General features: G+C 71.7%; 17 protein-coding genes. 5 read left to right on the top strand and 12 right to left on the bottom strand.

Features of this window, described 5'->3' with window-relative positions; genetic code table 11:
- Window positions 1-2 precede the first annotated feature (2 nt).
- Complete coding sequence (locus BJY16_RS03215) at window positions 3-1,313, top strand: outer membrane protein assembly factor BamB family protein (RefSeq protein WP_185037632.1); 1,311 nt, start codon at window positions 3-5, stop codon at window positions 1,311-1,313.
- Here the strand turns inward: BJY16_RS03215 and prfA are convergent.
- Window positions 1,297-2,388, bottom strand: a complete 1,092-nt coding sequence (gene prfA / locus BJY16_RS03220; RefSeq protein WP_185037633.1) for a peptide chain release factor 1 — start codon at window positions 2,386-2,388, stop codon at window positions 1,297-1,299. The genes BJY16_RS03215 and prfA overlap by 17 nt on opposite strands.
- An 85-nt stretch (window positions 2,389-2,473) precedes the next feature.
- Window positions 2,474-2,698 carry a 50S ribosomal protein L31 gene (rpmE, locus tag BJY16_RS03225; protein WP_133874661.1) on the bottom strand — a complete coding sequence of 75 codons (225 nt, stop codon included), beginning with the start codon at window positions 2,696-2,698 and terminating at the stop codon, window positions 2,474-2,476.
- A 198-nt stretch (window positions 2,699-2,896) separates the two neighbouring features.
- On the opposite strand from rpmE, the gene BJY16_RS03230 reads away from it, so the two are divergent.
- From BJY16_RS03230 to BJY16_RS03240, 3 genes are read left to right on the top strand one after another with little or no spacing between them, the layout of a single operon-like run.
- A complete protein-coding gene (locus BJY16_RS03230; RefSeq protein ID WP_185037634.1) occupies window positions 2,897-3,967 on the top strand; it encodes an RNA ligase in 1,071 nt (356 codons plus the stop codon).
- Window positions 3,964-4,860: a phosphatase domain-containing protein gene (locus BJY16_RS03235; RefSeq protein ID WP_185037635.1), complete on the top strand. Its 897-nt coding sequence runs from the start codon at window positions 3,964-3,966 to the stop codon at window positions 4,858-4,860. The genes BJY16_RS03230 and BJY16_RS03235 overlap by 4 nt, the downstream gene beginning before the upstream one ends.
- Window positions 4,861-4,862: 2 nt before the next feature.
- Complete coding sequence (locus BJY16_RS03240; protein ID WP_239177881.1) at window positions 4,863-5,483, top strand: RNA ligase family protein; 621 nt, start codon at window positions 4,863-4,865, stop codon at window positions 5,481-5,483.
- Here BJY16_RS03240 and BJY16_RS03245 read toward each other — a convergent pair.
- The 6 genes from BJY16_RS03245 to BJY16_RS03270 form a co-directional block, all read right to left on the bottom strand.
- Window positions 5,480-5,965 carry a hypothetical protein gene (locus tag BJY16_RS03245; RefSeq protein ID WP_185037636.1) on the bottom strand — a complete coding sequence of 162 codons (486 nt, stop codon included), beginning with the start codon at window positions 5,963-5,965 and terminating at the stop codon, window positions 5,480-5,482. The genes BJY16_RS03240 and BJY16_RS03245 overlap by 4 nt on opposite strands.
- A gap of 78 nt (window positions 5,966-6,043) precedes the next feature.
- The gene (locus tag BJY16_RS03250) at window positions 6,044-7,213 is read right to left on the bottom strand and encodes a nitric oxide synthase oxygenase (protein WP_185037637.1); all 1,170 of its coding nucleotides are present in this window, start codon (window positions 7,211-7,213) and stop codon (window positions 6,044-6,046) included.
- A gap of 132 nt (window positions 7,214-7,345) precedes the next feature.
- Window positions 7,346-9,457: a transcription termination factor Rho gene (gene rho, locus BJY16_RS03255; RefSeq protein ID WP_185037638.1), complete on the bottom strand. Its 2,112-nt coding sequence runs from the start codon at window positions 9,455-9,457 to the stop codon at window positions 7,346-7,348.
- 294 nt (window positions 9,458-9,751) lie between these two features.
- On the bottom strand, window positions 9,752-10,696 hold the full coding sequence (gene thrB, locus BJY16_RS03260; protein ID WP_185037639.1) for a homoserine kinase: 945 nt from the start codon (window positions 10,694-10,696) through the stop codon (window positions 9,752-9,754).
- Window positions 10,697-10,721: 25 nt separating this feature from the next.
- Window positions 10,722-11,972: an MFS transporter gene (locus BJY16_RS03265; protein WP_185037640.1), complete on the bottom strand. Its 1,251-nt coding sequence runs from the start codon at window positions 11,970-11,972 to the stop codon at window positions 10,722-10,724.
- A gap of 92 nt (window positions 11,973-12,064) precedes the next feature.
- Entirely contained in the window at window positions 12,065-15,292 is a 3,228-nt protein-coding gene (locus tag BJY16_RS03270; RefSeq protein ID WP_185037641.1) for an efflux RND transporter permease subunit, read from the bottom strand.
- 56 nt (window positions 15,293-15,348) lie between these two features.
- Here BJY16_RS03270 and BJY16_RS03275 point away from each other — a divergent pair, with 56 nt between their 5' ends.
- On the top strand, window positions 15,349-15,993 hold the full coding sequence (locus BJY16_RS03275) for a MarR family winged helix-turn-helix transcriptional regulator (RefSeq protein WP_185037642.1): 645 nt from the start codon (window positions 15,349-15,351) through the stop codon (window positions 15,991-15,993).
- On the opposite strand, the gene thrC is transcribed toward BJY16_RS03275, so the two are convergent.
- The 4 genes from thrC to lysA form a co-directional block, all read right to left on the bottom strand.
- Window positions 15,979-17,028, bottom strand: coding sequence for a threonine synthase (gene thrC / locus BJY16_RS03280; RefSeq protein ID WP_185037643.1), 1,050 nt, complete (start codon window positions 17,026-17,028; stop codon window positions 15,979-15,981). The genes BJY16_RS03275 and thrC overlap by 15 nt on opposite strands.
- A 77-nt stretch (window positions 17,029-17,105) precedes the next feature.
- On the bottom strand, window positions 17,106-17,477 hold the full coding sequence (locus BJY16_RS03285) for a VOC family protein (protein WP_185037644.1): 372 nt from the start codon (window positions 17,475-17,477) through the stop codon (window positions 17,106-17,108).
- Window positions 17,477-18,775, bottom strand: coding sequence for a homoserine dehydrogenase (locus BJY16_RS03290; RefSeq protein ID WP_185037645.1), 1,299 nt, complete (start codon window positions 18,773-18,775; stop codon window positions 17,477-17,479). Before BJY16_RS03290 ends, BJY16_RS03285 begins: the two co-directional genes overlap by 1 nt.
- Window positions 18,772-20,157 carry a diaminopimelate decarboxylase gene (lysA, locus tag BJY16_RS03295; RefSeq protein WP_185037646.1) on the bottom strand — a complete coding sequence of 462 codons (1,386 nt, stop codon included), beginning with the start codon at window positions 20,155-20,157 and terminating at the stop codon, window positions 18,772-18,774. The genes BJY16_RS03290 and lysA overlap by 4 nt, the downstream gene beginning before the upstream one ends.

Below are 20,157 nucleotides of genomic sequence, written 5' to 3' on the forward strand. Positions count from 1 at the left end.
CCATGACGACGATCGACTTGGGCGACGTCAGCGAGCCGGCCCTTCCCGAGCCGGCCGACGCCGCCCGGCCGGCCCAGCTCCGGCGCCGGGACCTGTCCCGGGCCGCGGCCGCTGTCCTCGCCGTGCTCTGCGCGATCGGCCTGACCGGCTCCGCCCGCCCCGGCCCGCCCCTGGTCCACGAGCTGTGGTCGATGCCGGTGCCCGAGGGCGGCTACCCGGAGTTCGCCGACGGCCAGGCGGTGCTGTTCCGGACCGGGCCGGACGGGGCGGCGCTGAGCGCGTACGACCTGGCCGACGGCCGGGTCCGGTGGACCACCCGGATCGGGCCGGAGCCGACCTGGATGATCACCCGGGAGCCGGCCCACCGGCTCTACGTCACCGAGCACATGCGCGTCGTCGAGGAGAACAACGCCGCCGCCCAGTACGCCACCGACACCGTGGTGCTGGACAGCCGCACCGGGGCGGTCCAGTGGCGGCACGCCGGTCAGATGATGGCCGGTGACGCGACCACCGCGCTCTTCGCCGACTGGGACGACCGGGCCCGGATCACCGGGCTGCACCTGGTCCGGGCCGTGGACGGCGCCCCGGTCTGGGACCGCGTGATCGACCCGGCGGTGACCGTGGTGGCCCCGGACCAGCCGGCGACGCCCGAGCAGGTGGTCACCGTCACCGCGGCCGGGCTGCTCACCAGTTACCGCTACGCGGACGGCCGGCCGCTCGCGAGCCGTCAGGCCGCCCCGGTCACCGGCGAGCCGTGGCTGCCGATGATCGCCGACGGCCGCTTCGCCGACATCCGGTACGGCGCCGAGTCGACCGTGACCATGTACCGGACCGACACGTTGACCGAGCTGTGGCACCGCTCCGGGCTGGGTCCGGACGTCAACGCGCTGTTCTGCGGCCCGGTGCTCTGCCTGGGCGACCGGGAGACGCTGCACGCGGTCGACGTGCGGTCCGGCGCGGACCTCTGGACCGCCCGGCAGACCGGCGCGCTGCCGATCGGCGCCGGCCGCCTGCTGATCAACTCCGGCGGGGCGGACAGCTCCCGGGTGGTGGACGCGACCGCCGGCATCGCGGGGAACCCGTGGATCGACGGCACCGTGCTCTTTCCGCCCCGGCCCGACGGCACGCTGCTGGTGCTCCGCGCGTACGGATATCCGGATCTGCGCAAGGCGGTCCTGCGCCTGGACCCGGCCACCGGCCGGACCGAGGTGCTCGGCTCGATCGACGCCCTGGAGGGCAACTGTCAGCCGGTCGCGCGCTACCTGGTCTGCATGGCCGGCGGCGACGACCTCAGCGTCACGGCCGTCGGCTGATCTCGGTGTCGCCGGCCAGCCGGGCCTCCCGGTCCGCCGCGGCCAGCGCGTCCAGCACCCCGTCCAGCTCGCCGCCGAGCACCAGGTCCAGGTTGTAGGCGGTGTAGCCGATCCGGTGGTCGGTGATCCGGTTCTGCGGGAAGTTGTAGGTCCGCACCCGCTCCGAGCGGTCCACCGTCCGCACCTGCGCCTTGCGCGCGTCGCCGGCCGCCGCGTCCGCCGCCTCCTGGGCCTGCGCCAGCAGCCGGGAGCGCAGGATGCGCATCGCCGACTCCTTGTTCTGCAGCTGGCTCTTCTCGTTCTGGCAGCTCACCACGGTGCCGGTGGGCAGGTGGGTGATCCGCACCGCGGAGTCGGTGGTGTTGACCGACTGGCCACCCGGCCCGGACGACCGGTAGACGTCGATCCGCAGGTCACCCGGCTCGATCTGGACGTCGACGTCCTCGGCCTCGGGCAGCACCAGCACGCCGGCCGCCGAGGTGTGGATCCGGCCCTGCGACTCGGTGACCGGGACGCGCTGCACCCGGTGCACGCCGCCCTCCCACTTCATCCGGGACCAGACGCCGTGCCCGCCCTCCGGCGTGCCCTTGCTCTTCACCGCGACCGAGATGTCCTTGACCCCGCCGAGGTCCGACTCCTGCGAGTCGATCACCTCGAGCACCCAGCCGCGGCGCTCCGCGTACCGGGTGTACATGCGCAGCAGGTCGCCGGCGAACAGCGCGGACTCCTGGCCGCCCTCACCCGCCTTGATCTCGATGATGACGTCCTTGGCGTCGCTCGGGTCGCGCGGCATCAGCATCTCGCCGAGCTTCTCCTCCAGCGCCGGGAGGGTGGCGGCGACCGCCTCGGCCTCCGCGGCGAACGCCGGGTCCTCGGCGGCCAGCTCCTTGGCCGCGGCCAGGTCCTCGCGTGCGGCCTCCAGCTCGGCGTGCGCCGAGTAGATCGGCGCCAGCTCGGCGAACCGCCGGCCGACCCGGCGGACCAGCGCCTGGTCGGCGTGGATCGACGGGTCCTCCATCCGCTTCTCCAGGTCCGCGTACTCGGCGAGAAGCATGTTCAGGCGGTCGTTGCTCATCGGACTCCCCTACGACGGACCGGAAAAGGCACGCACATGCGAACGGCGCCCGCCCCGGGATCCGGGACGGGCGCCGTGGAAGCAGTTACTTCTTCTTCGCGGCGTTGACCTTGGCGTACTTCGCCTGGAACTTCGCCACCCGGCCCGCGGTGTCGAGGACGCGCTGCTTGCCGGTGTAGAACGGGTGGCAGGCGCTGCAGGTCTCGACGCGGATCTCGCCGCCCTTGGCGGTGCTGCGGGTGGTGAAGGTGCTGCCGCAGGAGCAGATGACCTCGGTGGTCGTGTACTCCGGGTGGATGCCGCTCTTCATGTCTTCTCGGTCCCTCTCACGATGTCGGGCCGCCGGGTCGTCCTGTGATGAATGAGGACGGGAACCGGAACCCTTACTGGCCGATGTACCAGTCTGCCAGATCCCCGGTAGCTGCCGGAAATCAGGAGGTGCAACTGGTTTCGCCCTGGATAACGTGAGCGCCCCTCCGGTAATTCCCGCGCTCGAGAGGCACCTCCCATGACGCTGCTGCACGACGTCTTCGATCCGGACACGCTCCTCGAAGCGGTTCAGAACGGACTGATCCGGACGCAGCGTCACCCCGGCCTCCCGTTCACGATCTACAACTACACCGAGGCCTGCCAGTACTCCGGCGCGTGGAGCCCGGTCACGCTCGCCTGCCGGGGCCTGATCGTGGACGCCTCGGGCCGGATCGTCGCGCGGCCGTACGCCAAATTCTTCAACCACACCGAGGCGCAGGCGCCGGCCCTGGACCCGGCGGCGAAGGTGACGGTGACCGACAAGGCGGACGGCAGCCTCGGCATCGTCTACCACGACGGCTCCGGCTACGCCGTCGCCACCAGGGGTTCCTTCGCCTCCGACCAGGCGATCCACGCGACCGGCATCTTGCGTACGCGGTACGCGTCCTTCGTGCCGCCGGAGGGCCTGACCGTGCTCGTGGAGATCATCTACCCGGGCAACCGGATCGTCGTGGACTACCAGGGCCTCGACGACCTGGTGCTGCTCGGCGCCGTGGAGATCGCCACCGGGCGGTCGCACGGGCCGGACGCGGTGCCGGACTGGCCGGGCCCGGTGGTCGAGACGTTCGGCTACGCGACGCTGGCCGAAGCGCTCGCCGCACCGCCGCGCGACGGGCGGGAGGGCCTGGTCGTCCACTTCACCGACGCCGACCAGCGAGTGAAGATCAAGTACGCGGACTACGTCCGGCTGCACCGCCTGGTGACCGGGCTCACCCCGCGGTCGGTGTGGGAGATCCTGGCCACCGGCGGCGACCTGGACGCGCTCCTGGAGCCGCTGCCGGACGAGTTCCACATCTGGGCCCGGGGTGTCGCCGCCCGGCTGACCGCCGAGGTCGAGGCGCGCGCCGCCGCGGTCGAGGCGGCCTACGCGGAGATCGTCGCCGGCCTGCCGGAGGGGTGGAGCCGCAAGGAGTTCGCGCTCGCCGCGGTGCGCAGCCCGCACCGGGGTGAGTTGTTCCAGCGCCTGGACGGTCACGACTACCGTCCTGGCCTGTGGCAGCGGGTCCGGCCGTCGGCCGACCAGCCGCCCGCCGGAGGAGCCGAGGAATGACACGACTGCTGATCACGCGCGGCCTGCCCGCGTCCGGGAAGACCACGTTCGCCCGCAAGCTGCAGCCGGGCGTGGTCCGGGTCAACCGGGACGACCTGCGCCGGATGCTGCACGGCGAGCGCCTCTTCACCCAGTGGGCGGAGGCGCAGGTGACGCACGCCCAGCGGGCCGCGGTCGAGGCGCTGCTGCGGGCCCGGGCCAGCGTCATCGTGGACGACACCAACCTGCGGGCCAAGACGGTCCGGGAGTGGGCCGAGATGGCCGCCCGGTTCGGCGCGTCGTTCGAGGTGCACGACTTCACCGACGTCCCGCTGGAGGAGTGCCTCCGGCGGGACGCCGACCGGCCGGCCGACGACCGGGTCGGCGAGGACCCGATCCGCCGGATGCACGAGCGCTACCTGGCCGGGAAGAACCTGCCGCTGCCGGTGCCGTTCGTCGACCCGGGTGGCCCGGGCGTGGTCTACGAGCCGGATCCGGAGCTGCCGCCGGTGGTCCTGGTGGACATCGACGGGACGGTCGCGCTGATGGCCGGGCGCAGTCCGTACGACTGGTCCCGGGTCGGCGAGGACGTCCCGAACCCGGCGGTGATCACGGCGGTGCGGGCGATGCACGCCGCCGGGCACGCGATCGTCTTCTGCTCCGGCCGGGACGCGGTGTGCCGGGCGGAGACCGAGGCGTGGCTGGAGCTGTTCGTCGGCGTGCCGTACGAAGCCCTGTTCATGCGCCCGGAGGGTGACAGCCGCAAGGACTCGGTGGTCAAGCGCGAGATCTTCGATGCCCAGATCCGGGACCGCTGGCGGGTGGTCGGGGTGTTCGACGACCGCCAGCAGGTGGTACGCATGTGGCGTGCGCTCGGCCTGACCGTGTTCCAGGTGGCGGAAGGTGACTTCTGATCGTGGTGAAGTATCCGCGGACGTTCCATCTGCCGGACTCTCCGGGCGCGTCGGCCGACGACCGGATCCAGCCGGATCTGTCCTGGCTGGACGGCGAGCTCGTGGTGACCGAGAAGATGGACGGCGGGAACCTCACCTTCACCCGGGACGCGATGCACGCGCGCTCGGTCGACTCCGGCACCCACCCGTGGGACCGGCCGGCCAAGGCGCTGTGGGCGATGACGTCCTGGAAGATCCCGGACGGCTGGCGGGTCTGCGGCGAGTCCATGTGGGCCCGCCGCAGCGTCGCCTACACCGACCTGCCCGGGGTGTTCCTGGTCTTCGGCATCTGGGACGAGACCGACACCCTGCTGGGCTGGGACGACACCGTGGACTGGGCGCGCCGGCTGGAGCTGCCGATGGTCCCGGTGCTCTACCGCGGCGGCAGTCTCTCCGAGGCCCGGGCGGCCTGGGCGGCGCAGCGCTCCGCGGACCGCTCGGAGGGCTTCGTGGTCCGCGCGGCCGGGCGCATCCCGGCCGCCGAGTTCCCGATGAAGCTGCTGAAGTGGGTCCGCGCCGACCACGTCCGCACCGAGGCCGCCTGGCGCCACCGCGACGACTTCGCGGTCAACGAGTTCGCCTAGGTCCGGCCGGCCCCGCCGGGCCCCTCCTCCGGCAGGAAATCGGCCGGGTCTGTCCCGTCGGTCCAGCAGATCTGATAGCCGTGCTGCTCCTTGTCGAGCAGGCAGCACACCGCGCCGACCTGCTCGGCCAGCCCGGTGAACAGCCGCCGGACACTGGCCGACCGCTCGAACAGCAGGCTCATCCCGGTCGTCGCGGCGGTGAAGTCGAGCTCGGCGAACCCCGGCCGGCGGCCGCTCTCGAAGGAGACGGTCAGGTAGATGAAACCGATCGCGGCCCGGTCACCGCCCGGCCCGTCGAGGAAGTCGCGGATCTCGTCGTCGCCGACCTCGAACATCAGCGAGGTGTCCAGATCCAGATTGCCACCGTCCGAGCAGTCCACCGGATCGCCCCGGAAATTCGAGGTGAACGGCACGGTCAGCCGGGCACCGCCGGGCAGGACGATCGGTGTGCTCGCCTTCTCACCCGGTGGCGCGAGTTCCACGACGGCTTCCAAGGCGTGTCGCACCCGGTCAGCCGGAAGGTGGATTTCGTACGCATAGTCCAACCCCATCCGGACAAACTACTGATGATGCGGGCATCTCCGCATACCCTCCCGGGCCAGCGCGGCCGCCTCCTCGTCCAGATAGAAGTTCGGCCGCAGGTCGAGCTCCTGGTAGTAGCGGTGGAAGACCGGAGTGACCCCGCCGGACATCGGCGGCACGATCCAGGTCCAGTCGGCCGGCACCGGGCGTCCGGCCTTCTCCTCGTTGCTCAGATGCTTGAGGAAGCGCTGCGCCTCGGTGTGGTGGTCGCTCATCCGCACCCCGGCCTGTTCGAAGCTGTGCAGCACGGCGCGGTTGAGTTCGAGCAGGGCGCGGTCGCGCCACAGCGTGGACTCCCGGCTGGTGTCCAGGCCGAGCCGGGCGGCGACCACCGGCAGCAGGTCGTAGCGGTCGGCGTCGGCCAGGTTCCGGGCGCCGATCTCGGTGCCCATGTACCAGCCGTTGAACGGGGCCAGCGGGTAGTGCACGCCGCCGATGGTCAGCCGCATGTTGGCGATCGCCGGGACGGCGTGCCAGCGCAGCCCCAGCTCGGTGAACCAGCCGTGCTCGGGGTGGCTGATCGGCACCTCGCGGATGGCCCGCTCGGGCAGCTCGTAGAGCCGGATCCCGTCCGCCGGGGTCTCGATCACCAGGGGCAGCACGTCGAACGCCTCGCCCTTGCCCTGCCAGCCGAAGGCGCGGACCGCGGTGGTGAACTCGCGCAGCCGGGGGTCGCCGACCGACTCGCCGTCCTCGGTGCGGTAGCCGGCGTACCGGATCAGCTGCTCGTTCCACACCCGGGCGTACGGCTGGCCCGGCTGGGCCGGCGCGAAGACGCTGATCACCGGCCGGATCTGGGTGTCCCCGGCGGTCTGCAGGTGCTGCACCAGCAGCGAGTAGATCTCGTCGGCGGTCCGGGCCCGGCGCCGGTCCAGCACCAGCAGGCTGCGCCAGTACAGCCGGCCGATGCACCGGCTGGCGTTGCGCCAGGCCATCCGGGCGCCGTGGGTCAGCTCGTCCGGGGTGTGCACGTAGGTGCCGGTGGCGGCGATCTGCGCGCGGACGATGGCCAGGCGTGCCTCGACCGGGCCGAGCCGGGGGTTCTCGGTGTAGCAGCGGCGCAGGAAGTCCTCCGCCTCGGCGGGGTCGACGGGGGCGTCCCGATCCCAGGGCTCGGCCGGTTGGTCCCGGTAGCCGGGCACGATCATCGAGCGCCTCCGGTGAATCGAGGATGGGGATACCGGAGGTTCGCACGACCCCGTATGGGCCGAATCAGACAACGAGTGCGACAAAAGCCGCGAGGCCCACCCGATCGGGTGGGCCTCGCGGCTTTTACGCGTTTACTCGCCTGGTGTCGACTTGGCGATCTGCATCAGGAACTCGATGTTGGTCCGGGTCTGCTTGAGCCGGTCCAGCAGGAGGTCCAGAGCCGCGCCGGACTCCAGCGAGCTGAGCACCTTGCGGAGCTTGTGGATGATCGCCAGCTCCTCCTTGCCCATCAGGATCTCTTCCTTACGGGTGCCGGAGGCGGAGACGTCCACGGCCGGGAAGACGCGCTTGTCCGCGATCTTCCGGTCCAGCTTGAGCTCGGCGTTGCCGGTGCCCTTGAACTCCTCGAAGATCACCGTGTCCATCATCGACCCGGTCTCGACCAGCGCGGTCGCCAGGATGGTGAGCGAGCCACCGTTCTCGATGTTGCGCGCGGCGCCGAGGAAGCGCTTGGGCGGGTAGAGCGCGGTCGAGTCGATACCACCCGACATGATCCGGCCGGAGGCCGGCGCGGCCAGGTTGTACGACCGGCCGAGCCGGGTCACCGAGTCGAGCAGCACGACCACGTCGTGGCCCAGCTCGACCAGCCGCTTGGCCCGCTCGATGGCGAGCTCGGCGACCGTGGTGTGGTCCTGCGGCGGACGGTCGAACGTGGCCGCGACGACCTCGCCCTTCACCGACCGCTGCATGTCGGTGACCTCTTCCGGACGCTCGTCCACCAGCACCACCATCAGGTGGCACTCCGGGTTGTTCCGGGTGATGGCGTTCGCCAGGGCCTGCAGCACCATCGTCTTACCGGCCTTCGGCGGCGAGACGATCAGCGCGCGCTGGCCCTTGCCGATCGGCATGACCAGGTCGATGACCCGGGTGGTGAGGATGTGCGGCTCGGTCTCCAGCCGCAGGCGCTCCTGCGGGTAGAGCGGGGTGAGCTTGTAGAACTCGGGACGCCGGCGGGCCTCCTCGGGCTCCATCCCGTTGATGGTGTCCAGGCGGACCAGCGGGTTGTACTTGTCCCGCCGCTGCTCGCCGTCGCGCGGGGCGGAGCGCACCGCGCCGGTCACCGCGTCGCCGCGGCGCAGGCCGTACTTCTTCACCTGCGACATCGACACGTAGACGTCGTTCGGCCCGGAGAGGTAACCGGTGGTCCGGACGAACGCGTAGTTGTCCAGCACGTCCAGGATGCCGGCCACCGGGACGAGCACCTCGTCGTCGGCGACGTGCGGCTCGCGGCCACCGTCGCGACGGTTGTCGTCCCGCTGGTTGTCGTCCCGGTCGCGGCCGCGGCGGCGGTCCCGGAAGCGGCTGCGCCGGCTCCGGCGGCCGCCCTCGCCGTCGTTGTCGTCGTCGTCGTGACCCTGGTCGGCGCGCGGACCACGGTCCCCGCCGGACCGGTCGTTGCGGTCGTTGCGGTCGTTCGTGCGGTCGTTGTTCCGCTCGCCGCGCTCGGCGCGCTCGCCCCGCTCGGAACGCTCACCCCGGTCGGAGCGCTCGTTGCGCTCGCCCCGCTCGGTGCGCTCGCCCCGCTCGGTGCGCTCGCCCCGCTCGGTGCGCTCGGCACGCTCGGAGCGCTCCCCGCGCTCGCCCCGCTCGCCGTCGCGCTGGTTGCGCTGCCGATCGCGGCTCCGCTCGCCACGCTCGGGGCGGTCGCCCCGCTCGGTGCGCTCGGTGGTGTCGGCCGGCGCGGCCTCGGTCGCCACGGCGGCCGGAGCCGGCGCGGTCTCGACGGCCGGCGCGGCAGCCGGAGCGGTCTCGCGGGGTGCCGTCTCACGGGCGGCCCGGTCACGGGTGCGCCGGGACGGGCGCTCCGTCGCCGGGGCGGCCTCGGCGGCCGGAGCGGCGACCGGGGTGGTCTCGGCCGGGGCGGCTGCGGTCTGCGGCTTCTCGGCCGGGGCCGGCTGCGCGGGGGCGGCGGCCGGAGCGGCCTCGGTCCGCGGCCGGGGAGCCGGCTCGGCCGCGGCGGCGGACCCGCCGCTCTGCCGCTCGGTGATCGCGGTGATCAGCTCGCCCTTGCGCATCCGGGCGGTGCCGGAGATGCCCAGGGAGGCGGCGAGGCTCTGCAACTCGGGCAGCAGCATCGCGGACAGCCCGGTGCCGCCTCGGCGGCGCTTCGTGGCGGTCGCGGTGGTGCCGGCGCCGTCAGCGACGTCAGAAACACCCGACGTCACGTCGGTGGTGTCGCTCAATGGATTCCTTCCGTCGGAAAAACCCGAGTCCACCCGGAACTGCAGCCTGGGCCGGGTGCCCTCGGAACCCGCTTCGCAGCAGCGGCGCGGGAGTTCGTGCAGCACGGCAGCTCGACGGTATCCCTGCCCGTCATACCTTGACGGGTAGGTCTCGGCGAGTGCAGCGATCTATGACTGCTGAGCGGCGTAAGCCTTGGTGAGAGCTGAGACAGACCTGGACGGCCCAGAAATCTCGGGGGTGCGCCGAACCGCAGAGATCGCTTGCTTCGCGGCTGTGCTAGGTCTAGAGCGTAATCAACTCTTGCGACCTGCGGCAACAGGACCCCGCTCGGCGTGTTCCACCATACCCCCTTTCACAACAGCACCGGCGCCGTCCACGCCCAGCACCTCGCTGTGCCAGTGCGCGCCCGGGTGGAAATCGCCCGGGACCTCGGTCAATGCCAGCACGGTCGGGCCGGCGCCACTGACCACCGCGGCGACGCCCGCCGACCGCAGCGCGGCCACCAGCGACGCCGTGCCCGGCATCCCGGCGGCCCGGTACCCCTGGTGCAGCCGGTCCTCGGTGGCCGGGAACAGCAGCGACGGGTCGCCCGTCAAGGCGTGGGTGAGCAGCGCGGACCGGCCCGCGTTGAACGACGCGTCCCGGTGCGGCACCTCGGACGGCAACGCGGCCCGCGCGGTCGCCGTATACCCCCGCTCGGACGGGATGAAAACCGTCGGGCGGACTCCCTCGGCCGGCGTCAGCCGGACCGCCCGCGCGCCGCCGGCCTCGGTCCAGGCCACGGTGAACCCGCCGAGCAGGCACGGGGCCACGTTGTCCGGGTGGCCCTCGATCCGCGCGGCGATGCGCAGCGCGGCCGCGTCGTCGATCAGCTCCAGACCGCCGGCGACCAGCCCGCGGGCCAGTTGCACGCCGCCCACGATGGCCGCCGACGAGCTGCCCATGCCGCGCGCCTGCGGGATCCGGTTGACACAGCTGACGGCCAGGCCGGGCGGCCGCTCGCCGAACTCGTCGAAGGTGGCCAGCATGGCCCGCACGACCAGGTGCGTCTCGTCGGTCGGCAGCTCACCGGCGCCCTGGCCGCTGATCTCGACGGTGAAACCGGAGTCGGTGACCCGGGCGGTCAAGTCGTCGTACCGGGTGAGCGCGAGGCCCAGCGCGTCGAACCCCGGACCCAGGTTGGCGCTGGTCGCCGGGGTGCTGACGGAAACCGGATCGGTGACGAAGGTCAGGCCCATCGCCACATGCTAGGGCTTGATCATCTCAGGGTGACTGCCGCGCCCCGGGAATCTCATTCCCGGCCGCCGCCCGGCGGGCCAGCCGCCGGGTGGCCAGCCACCAGCCGAGCGCGTAGACCACCGTGATCAGGCCGCACCCGGCCAGCACCACGGACTGGTCGACGTGGTCGACCACCGCGCTCGCGCCCAGCTGGCTGACCGCGATGGCCAGCGTCGCCAGCATCATGTCGGTGGCGAAGACCCGGCCGCGCAGCTCGTCCGGCACCTCGGCCTGCAGGGCGAAGTTGGAGAGCACCCAGTTGGTGCCGCCGGCGAAGTGCGCGACGAAGACCAGCAGCAGCACCACCGGGAACCACGGGGTCCAGGCGACACCGAGATAGCCGAGGCCGTACAGGCTCATCGACAGCGCCAGGCCGGTGAACAGCCAGGCCGGGCGGGCCAGCATCGGCCGCATCACCAGCGGGCCGACCAGCGCGCCCAGGCCGCGCACCGCGAAGAGCAGCCCGGCGCCCAGCGGGCCGGCCCCGTGCGCGGCGGCGATCAGCGGGAACACGGTCAGCACCCCGTTGCCCAGGCCGACCGCCGACTTGACGGTGACCAGGGCGCCGAGCCGGGGCCGGGCGCCGATGTAGCGCAGCGCCTCGAGCAGGGCGCGCAGCGAGGCCGGTGGCCGGCCGGCCACCGGCTTCTCCGCCTGCAGCGGGCGGCGGACCAGGGCGGTCAGGAGGCTGCCCGCCAGCAGGAAGACGGCGGTCACGGTGAAACTCGCGTACGGCCCGGCCACGCTGCTCACCACGCCGCCGAGCGAGGCGCCGAGCACGGTCATGGTGCCCCAGGCCGAGCCGGCGATCGCGTTGGCGGCCGGCAGGTCGGCCGGCTCCACCACGTTCGGCAGCGCGGCCGAGCTGGCCGGCTGGTAGAACGCCTTGGCCACGGCCATCGCGCCGATCGCGACCAGGGCCAGCGGGGCGGTGGCCGCCGACCGCACCGCGAACAGCAGCAGCACGGCGAGGAAGGCGGCCAGGTTCGCCGCGATCAGGATCTTGCGCCGGTCCAGGCGGTCGGCCACGGTCCCGGTGTACGGCAGCAGCAGCGCGTTGATCCCGGTGTCCACGGCCAGCACCAGGCCGCCCCAGAAACCGTGCCCGGTGAGCTGCGGGAGCAGCACCAGCAGCGGCACCATGACGAACCAGTCGGCCCCGAAGACCACCAGCTCAGCGGCGAACAGACGGCGGAAGTCGCGATTGCGGGTAAGGACCGAGAGCGTTGCTGGCACGTACCGCAATCTACGTCCTACGGAAACGGCCGGTGCCCGGCGGGAGACGCCGGGCACCGGTCTTCCTTATTTCTCGCTTATTTCTGTACGCGCTACTCCGGCTTCGCCGGCCCCTTCGGCATCTTGAGCACCTCGAACTGGTCGGTGTACCCGCGCAGCGCGCCGTTCCCGCCCGGCGTCGCGTCGTCCGGCACGGTCACCGGCTCGGCGGCGGCCGGCGGCGTGACCGGCTCGGCCGGCGTGCCGCCCTTGGCGATCCGCTTGGCCTCGCGCTTCTCGCGGCGCCGCTCCTTGCGCCGCTCCACGATCGTGTAGAGCGCCGGGACCAGCACCAGGGTGAGCAGCGTCGAGCTGACCAGACCACCGATCACCACGATGGCCAGCGGCTGGGAGATGAAGCCGCCCTCGCCGGTCAGGCCGAGCGCCATCGGGATGAGCGCGAAGATGGTCGCGATCGCGGTCATCAGGATCGGCCGCAGCCGGTGCCGGCCGCCCTCGATCACCGCCTCCTGGACGCCCATGCCGGCCGCCCGGTAGTGGTTGATCAGGTCCATCAGCACGATCGCGTTGGTGACCACGATGCCCACCAGCATCAGCACGCCGATCAGCGCCGGCACGCCGAGCGGGGTGCCGGTGGCCAGCAGCAGCGCGATCGCGCCGGTCGCCGCGAACGGGATGGAGACCAGCAGGATGATCGGCTGCACGATGCTGCGGAACGTCGCCACCATGATGATGAAGACGATCGCGATGGCCGCCAGCACGGCGAGGCCGAGCTGCTGGAACGCCTCCGCCTGGTCGGCGCTGACGCCGCCGACCGAGGTCGACGCGCCGGCCGGCAGGGTGAGCGCGTCCAGCTTCTTGTTCAGGTCCTGGGTGACCTCGCTCAGGTTCGACCCGGTGACCGTGCCGGTGACCGTGGCGGTCCGGTTGCCGTCCGTCCGGGTCACCTGCTCCGGGCCGTTGACCTGCTTGACCTCGGCCACCTGACTGAGCGGCACGACGCCCTTGGCGGTGGTCAGCGGCAGGTTCTTGAGCGCGGCCGGGTCGGCCGGCGCCGCGCCGAACGAGATCACCACGTCCTGGCTGGTGCCGTCGACGCTGATCTGACCGGCCGGGGCGGAGCGGAACATGCCGGCCACGGTCTGGCCGATCTGCGCCTCGGTGAGCCCGGCCTGCGCGGCGGCCTTGCGGTCCACCACCACGTCGAGCCGCGGCACGCTGGCCGCCAGGGTGGTGTCCACGTCGGCGACCCCGCCGATCCCGGCCATCGCGGCCCGCACCTGCTCGGTCGCGCTGCTGAGCACCTCGTTGTCGGCCGCGGTGACCTCGACGGAGAGCTGGCTGCTGCCCAGCCCGGAGCCCTCCTGACCGATCTTGATCTCGCCGGCGCCGGTCAGCTTGGCGAACTCGTCGCGCAGCTGGTCGGACACCTCCTCGGCGTCCGCGTCCTCGTCCAGCGCGACCTGGTAGGTGGCCGTGCCGGCGCCGCCGCCCCCGGCGAACGGGTTCGCCGAGTTGCCGCCGACGGTGACCTGGTAGGTCTTCACGTCGTCCCGGTCGGCGAGGACCGCCTCGACCTTCTTGGCCGCCTCGTCGGTGGCCGCCAGGCTGGTGCCGACCGGCATCTCCTGGGTGATGTTGATGCTGTCCTGGCCGGACTCGTCGAGGAAGTTGGTCTTCAGCGCGGTGGACAGGACGAAGGTGCCGAGCAGCACCACCACGCCGATCAGCACGGTGATCCAGCGCCGCGTGGTGGCGAAGCGGATCACCGGCAGGTAGGACCGCTGCAGCGGGCTGCGCTGCTCCTTCTCCTCGGCGGCTTTGCGGATCGCCTCGGCCTCGGCGGCCCCGCCCTTCGGCGGGCGCAGGAACCAGTACGCCAGCACCGGCACCACGGTCAGCGCCACCAGCAGCGAGGCCAGCAGGGCCACCGTCACGGTGATCGCGAAGGACGCGAAGATCTGCCCGACCAGACCGCCGACCAGCGCGATCGGGGCGAAGACGGCGACCGTGGTGAGGGTCGAGGCGGTGACCGCGCCGGCCACCTCACGGACCGCGGCGACGATGGCGTGCCGCTTCTCCTCGCCGTACTCCAGATGTCGTTTGATGTTCTCCAGGACCACGATCGAGTCGTCCACCACCCGGCCCACCGCGATCGTCAGCGCGCCGAGGGTGAGCAGGTTGAGGGTGAAGTCGCCGACCCAGAGCGCGATCAGGGCGATCAGCACGGAGAGCGGGATGGAGACCGCGGTGACCAGCGTCGAGCGGACGCTGAGCAGGAAGATCAGGATGACCACGACCGCCATCACCAGGCCGAGCAGGCCCTCGGTGGTCAGGCTCTTGATCGACCGCTCCACGTACGGCGCCTGGTCGGTGATCACCGTGAGCGTGGCGCCGGTGTCCTTCTCCAGGTCGTCGAGCATGGCCCGGACCTGGTGCGAGATCTCCACCGGGTTGCCGTCCGGCCGCGCGGTGACCGCGATGCCCAGGCTGTCCACGCCGTCGGTGCGGGTGTACGACTCGGCGGCCGGCAGCTTGCTCTCCACCTTGGCGACGTCACCGAGCCGGACCGGGCCGCGGGCGCCGGTCAGGTAGACGTCCTGCAGCTGCTGGACGGTGGTGATCGGGGTGCCCACCTGCACGGTCAGCGACTTGGTGCCGTCGGTGACCGCGCCGGCCGGGATGGAGACGCCGTTCGCCTGCAGCACGGTGGTCAGCGAGGCCGGGCTGACCCCGGCGGCGCCCAGCTTCGCCAGGTCCGGCGTGATCACCACCTGCTCGGCGCGGGCGCCGGTGACCTGGGTGTCCCGGACGCCGGTGATGCCGTTCAGCTCCGGGACCACGGTCTCGTTGAGCTTGGCGAGCAGGTCGCTCTCGTCGCTCCCGCCGGAGGCGGCCAGCACGATCGCCGGGATGTCGTCGGTGCCGCCGGCGAAGACCTGCGGGTCGACGCTCTCCGGCAGCTGCGACTGGATCCGGTTGATCGAGGTGGTGACCTGGTTGACGGCGGACTCGATGTCCGTGCCGTACTCGAACATGACCACGACGCTCGACACGTTCTCCCGCGAGGTCGAGGTGACCGTGTCGATCCCGTCGATGCCCTTGACCGCGTCCTCGATCGGCTTGGTGACCTGCGTCTCCACCGTCTCCGGTGAGGCGCCGGGCAGCACCGCGCTGACGAACGCGGCGGGCAGCTCGATGGACGGGAACAGTTGCTGTTTCAAGGACGGGATCGCATAGAGGCCGAAGCCGCTGATCACTATCGCGATCAGGGCGACCAGACCTCGGTTGGCAAGGCTGAGCCGTGTCAGAGCTGACATGGGCGCTCCCCCGAGATAATTTCGTCCGACATTGATAGTTTGCCTGACGCGAACAAATGGTTTTCGATGGGGGTCCCGCGGGGCTTGGTCGCGACGGGCGAGATGCCCGGCCTCCCGAGGGGGAGGCAGGGCGCACCGGGGGTCGCGAACGAACCCCGTTGGTACAGTCCGTCATCGGATGGACCCACACCGGCCATCAGCACGTCACTAAGGAGCGGGCGCTGAGCGAGAAGGAAAAGCTCATCGCGGAGATCATGGGTGCGCAGGTGAGATTGCAGCACCTGTTCGCGGACGACCGGTCGGATCCGCTCTTCTCGTCACACCTGACGATGTCCCAGTTGAAAATACTCTTGTTGCTGTCCCGGCACGGCACGTTGGCGGGCGGTGAGCTGGCCCGGCTGGTGGGTGTCGGCGCGGCCGCACTGAGCGGCATGATCGACCGGCTGGTGGTGCAGAACCTGGTGACGCGCACGGAGGACGTGCACGACCGGCGGGTCCGCCGGATCGGCCTCACGAAAGCGGGCACCGAGCTCATCGACGGCATCATCACCGCCGGGATGGCGAAACACCGTCAGCTCCTCAGCCGGCTCACAGCCGAGGAACTGACGGTGGTGTCACACGCCATGGAGATCCTGGTCCGCGAGGCCGCCGCGAGTCAGGCGGACGGCCCGGACCGGGAGACCGGCTCAGGCCAGGTCTAGCGCCTTCGCGGCGATCAGCGCGTCGTTGGCCACCACGGTCGGCGACGGCGCGGTGGAGATCGCCCACTCCGGGTCCTTCAGGCCGTGCCCGGTGACCGTGCAGACCACCCGGGACCCGGCCGGGATCTTGCCGGCTGCGGCCTGCTGCAGCAGACCCGCCACGCTGGCCGCGCTGCCCAGCTCGACGAAGACGCCGACCTCCCGGGCCAGCAGCCGGTACGCGTTCAGGATGTCCCGGTCGGTGACCGCCGAGATCAACCCGCCCGAGGCGTCCCGCGCGTCGAGCGCCTTGGTCCAGCTCGCCGGGTTGCCGATCCGGATCGCGGTGGCGATGGTGGACGGCTGCTCGACCACCTTGCCGGTGACGATCGGGGCGGCGCCGGAGGCCTGGAAGCCGTACATCTTCGGCAGCTTCGTGCTGTTCCCCGCCGCCTTGTCCTCCTGGTAGCCCATCCAGTACGCGGAGATGTTGCCGGCGTTGCCGACCGGCAGGCAGTGGATGTCCGGGGCGTCGCCGAGCGCCTCGACGATCTCGAAGGACGCGGTCTTCTGCCCGTGCAGGCGGAAGATGTTCACCGAGTTGACCAGGGCGACCGGGTAGTCCTGGGAGAGTTTCGAGGCGAGCGCCAGGCAGTCGTCGAAGTTGCCGTCCACCTGGAGCAGCCGGGCCCCGTGCACCAGCGCCTGGGCGAGCTTGCCCAGCGCGATCTTGCCCTGCGGCACCAGCACCGCGCAGGTGATCCCGGCACGGGCCGCGTAGGCCGCGGCGGACGCCGAGGTGTTGCCGGTGGACGCGCAGATGATCGCCTTGGCGCCCTCCTCGACCGCCTTGGAGACCGCCATGGTCATCCCCCGGTCCTTGAACGAACCGGTCGGGTTGGCACCCTCCACCTTGAGGTAGACGTCCGCGCCGACCCGCTGGGACAGCACCGGCGCCGGCACCAGCGGCGTGTTGCCCTCGTGCAACGTGACCACCGGGGTGGCCTCGGTCACCGGGAGCCGGTCCCGGTACGCCTCGATCAAACCCCGCCACATGGCCGTACTCCCTCACTCACGCCGGGCAATCGCGCACAGCGTGCCCGAGTCATCCGATCTTTGGGACCGGATGTCCATTATTCAGGACGGTGACACACCGCTTCGACGTTGTTGCCGTCCGGATCGCGGACAAACGCGCCGTAATAGTGCTCGTGGTACTCCGGGTGCAGCCCCGGCTCGTGCAGCACCTCGGCGCCGGCCGCCACCGCGGCCTCGAAGAACCGGTCGACCGCGGCCCGGTCGGCGGCGCCGAACGCGATGTGCGACTCGCGGAAGCCGTCACCCTCGTTCAGCCCGCCGATCCAGAAGTCGGCGTGGTCACCGACGCCGTAGCCGATCGCCACCTGGAAATCCATCAGCCGCCGGCCACCCAGCGGGGCCAGCACCGCGTCGTAGAACGCGGCGCTCGCCGCCAGGTCGGCGCACTGGAAACCCACGTGGTCCAGCACTAGCCGGCTCCTCCCTCGACCCGCAGCACGCTCGCGATCGACCGGACGATGTCCAGCGACGACAGCGACTCGACGGTAGCCGCCAGCGCGGCGTCCGGGGCGCTGTGGGTCACGATGACCAGTTTGGCGTCGTCCGCCCGGCCGGACTGCCGGACCGTGGCGATGGACACCTCGTGCTGGGCGAAGACGCCGGCCACGGTGGCCAGCACGCCCGGCCGCTCGGCCACGTCCAGGCTGATGTGGTAGCGGGTCATCGACTCGCCGATCGGGCGGACGGTCAGCTCGGCGTAGTTGCTCTCGCTGGGCGCCCGGGTGCCGGTGAGCTTGTGCCGGGCCGCCGCGACGATGTCGCCGAGCACCGCGCTGGCGGTCGGGCGGCCACCCGCGCCGCGGCCGTAGAACATCAGCGGCCCGGCCGCCTCGGCCTCGACGAACACCGCGTTGAACGCGTCACCGACACCGGCCAGCGGATGGCTCAGCGGGATCATCGCCGGGTGCACCCGCACGGAGACGGAGTCCTCCCGCCGCTGCGCGATGCAGAGCAGCTTGATCGTGCAGCCCATCTCCTTGGCGCTGGCCATGTCGCCGGCGGTCACCCCGGTCATCCCCTCACGGAACACGTCCGCGGCGGTGACCCGGGTGTGGAAGGCGAGCGAGGCGAGGATCGCGGCCTTCGCGGCGGCGTCGAAGCCCTCCACGTCGGCGGTCGGGTCGGCCTCCGCGTACCCCAGCTCGGTGGCCTCCTCGAGCGCCTCGTTGAAGCCGGCGCCGGTGGCGAACATCGAGGAGAGGATGTAGTTGGTGGTGCCGTTCACGATGCCGGTGACCGCGGTGACCCGGTCCCCGTGCAGCGACTCGCGCAGCGGGCGGAGCAGCGGGATCGCGCCGGCCACCGCGGCCTCGTAGTAGAGGTCGGCCTCGCCCTCGGTGGCCGCGTCGTGCAGCGTGCCGCCGTCCTCGGCGAGCAGCGCCTTGTTCGCGGTGACCACGCTCTTGCCGGCCCGCAGCGCCTCGACCAGCCAGGTGCGGGCCGGCTCGATGCCGCCCACCACCTCGATCACCACATCCACGTCGTCCCGCTTGATCAGGCCGAGCGCGTCCGTGGTGAACAGGGCCGGGTCGACCGGCAGGTCGCCGCGCTCGCGGCCGGGCCGGCGCACGGCGATGCCGGCCAGCTCCAGCGGCGCGCCGATCCGGGCGGTCAGGTCGTCGGCCTGCTCGTGCAACAGCCGGACCACTTCAGTACCGACGGTGCCGCAACCGAGCAGGGCGAGGCGGACCGGTTTGACTGGGCTCATCCAACATCCAATGCAAGCAGGTCGTCCTCGGTCTCCCGCCGCACGATGACGCGGGCCGCGCCGTCGCGCACGGCCACCACGGGCGGCCGAGGAACGTGGTTGTAGTTGCTGGCCATGCTCCGGCAGTACGCGCCGGTACCCGGCACGGCAACAAGATCTCCGGGCTGCACGTCGCTGGGCAGGAATTCATCCTTCACGACGATGTCCCCCGACTCACAATGTTTTCCCACAACGCGGGCGAGCATCGGCTCGGCGCCGGAGCTGCGGTTCGCCAGGGTGGCCGAGTAGGACGCGTCGTACAGGGCGGTCCGGATGTTGTCGCTCATCCCGCCGTCCACACTCACGTAGGTGCGGATGCCGTCCACGTCCTTGACCGTCCCCACCTGGTAGAGGGTGAAGACGGCCGGCCCGACGATGGCCCGGCCCGGCTCGATGGACAGGTGCGGGACCCGCAGCGAGGCCAGCTCGCACTCCGACTCGACGATCTTGTTGATCCGCTTGGCCAGGTCGCCCGGCGTGGACGGATCGTCCTGAGTGGTGTACGCGATGCCGAACCCCCCGCCCAGGTCCAGCTCCGGCAGCTCCACCCCGCGGGCGTCGCGGATCTGCGCCTGCAGCTCCACGATCCGCCGGGCGGCCACCTCGAACCCGCTGGTATCGAAGATCTGCGAGCCGATGTGCGAGTGCAGCCCGCGCAGGTCCAGCACGTCCTCGTCGAGGATCCGCGCGCAGGCCGCGAACGCCGCGCCGCCGGCCAGCGAGAACCCGAACTTCTGGTCCTCGTGCGCGGTGGCGATGAACTCGTGGGTGTGCGCCTCGACGCCGACCGTGACCCGGACCAGCACGCCCGGCCGCTTGCCCAGCTCGCGGGAGAGCTCGGAGAGCCGGTCGATCTCGTGGAACGAGTCGACGATGATCCGGCCGACCCCGGCCTCCAGGGCCCGGCGCAGCTCGGACACCGACTTGTTGTTGCCGTGGAAGCCCAGCCGCTCCGGCGGGAACCCGGCGGCCAGGGCCACCGCCAGCTCGCCGCCCGAGCAGACGTCGAGGAAGAGCCCCTCCTCCTCGACCACCCGGACCACGGCCTTGCACAGGAACGACTTGCCGGCGTAGTAGACGTCCGCGCCGGCGAACGCGGCCGCGAAGTCCCGGCAGCGGGCCCGCAGGTCGTCCTCGTCGAGGAAGTAGGCGGGAGTGCCGTGATCGGCCGCCAGGTCGGTCACGCTCACGCCGCCGACCTGCAGGGAGCCGTCGGCGGCGCGGGTCACCGTGCGCGGCCAGAGCTGCGGCACCAGGGCGTTGACGTCCTCCGGGGTCCGCAACCAGGCCGGCCCGCGGTTGCCGAGGTCGCCGTGCAGCGCCCCGGCCTCGTGTGCGCGCAT

This window comes from Actinoplanes octamycinicus (assembly GCF_014205225.1).
In the GTDB taxonomy this organism is placed as follows: domain Bacteria; phylum Actinomycetota; class Actinomycetes; order Mycobacteriales; family Micromonosporaceae; genus Actinoplanes; species Actinoplanes octamycinicus.

Excerpts from the sequence above, each read along its gene's own strand:
- BJY16_RS03215 (WP_185037632.1), top strand. The coding sequence starts at position 3 with ATGACGACGATCGACTTGGGCGACGTCAGCGAGCCGGCCCTTCCCGAG.
- prfA (WP_185037633.1), bottom strand. The coding sequence starts at position 2,388 with ATGAGCAACGACCGCCTGAACATGCTTCTCGCCGAGTACGCGGACCTG.
- rpmE (WP_133874661.1), bottom strand. The coding sequence starts at position 2,698 with ATGAAGAGCGGCATCCACCCGGAGTACACGACCACCGAGGTCATCTGC.
- BJY16_RS03230 (WP_185037634.1), top strand. The coding sequence starts at position 2,897 with ATGACGCTGCTGCACGACGTCTTCGATCCGGACACGCTCCTCGAAGCG.
- BJY16_RS03235 (WP_185037635.1), top strand. The coding sequence starts at position 3,964 with ATGACACGACTGCTGATCACGCGCGGCCTGCCCGCGTCCGGGAAGACC.
- BJY16_RS03250 (WP_185037637.1), bottom strand. The coding sequence starts at position 7,213 with ATGATCGTGCCCGGCTACCGGGACCAACCGGCCGAGCCCTGGGATCGG.
- thrB (WP_185037639.1), bottom strand. The coding sequence starts at position 10,696 with ATGGGCCTGACCTTCGTCACCGATCCGGTTTCCGTCAGCACCCCGGCG.
- BJY16_RS03270 (WP_185037641.1), bottom strand. The coding sequence starts at position 15,292 with ATGTCAGCTCTGACACGGCTCAGCCTTGCCAACCGAGGTCTGGTCGCC.
- BJY16_RS03275 (WP_185037642.1), top strand. The coding sequence starts at position 15,349 with ATGGTTTTCGATGGGGGTCCCGCGGGGCTTGGTCGCGACGGGCGAGAT.
- thrC (WP_185037643.1), bottom strand. The coding sequence starts at position 17,028 with ATGTGGCGGGGTTTGATCGAGGCGTACCGGGACCGGCTCCCGGTGACC.
- BJY16_RS03290 (WP_185037645.1), bottom strand. The coding sequence starts at position 18,775 with ATGAGCCCAGTCAAACCGGTCCGCCTCGCCCTGCTCGGTTGCGGCACC.
- lysA (WP_185037646.1), bottom strand. The coding sequence starts at position 20,157 with ATGCGCGCACACGAGGCCGGGGCGCTGCACGGCGACCTCGGCAACCGC.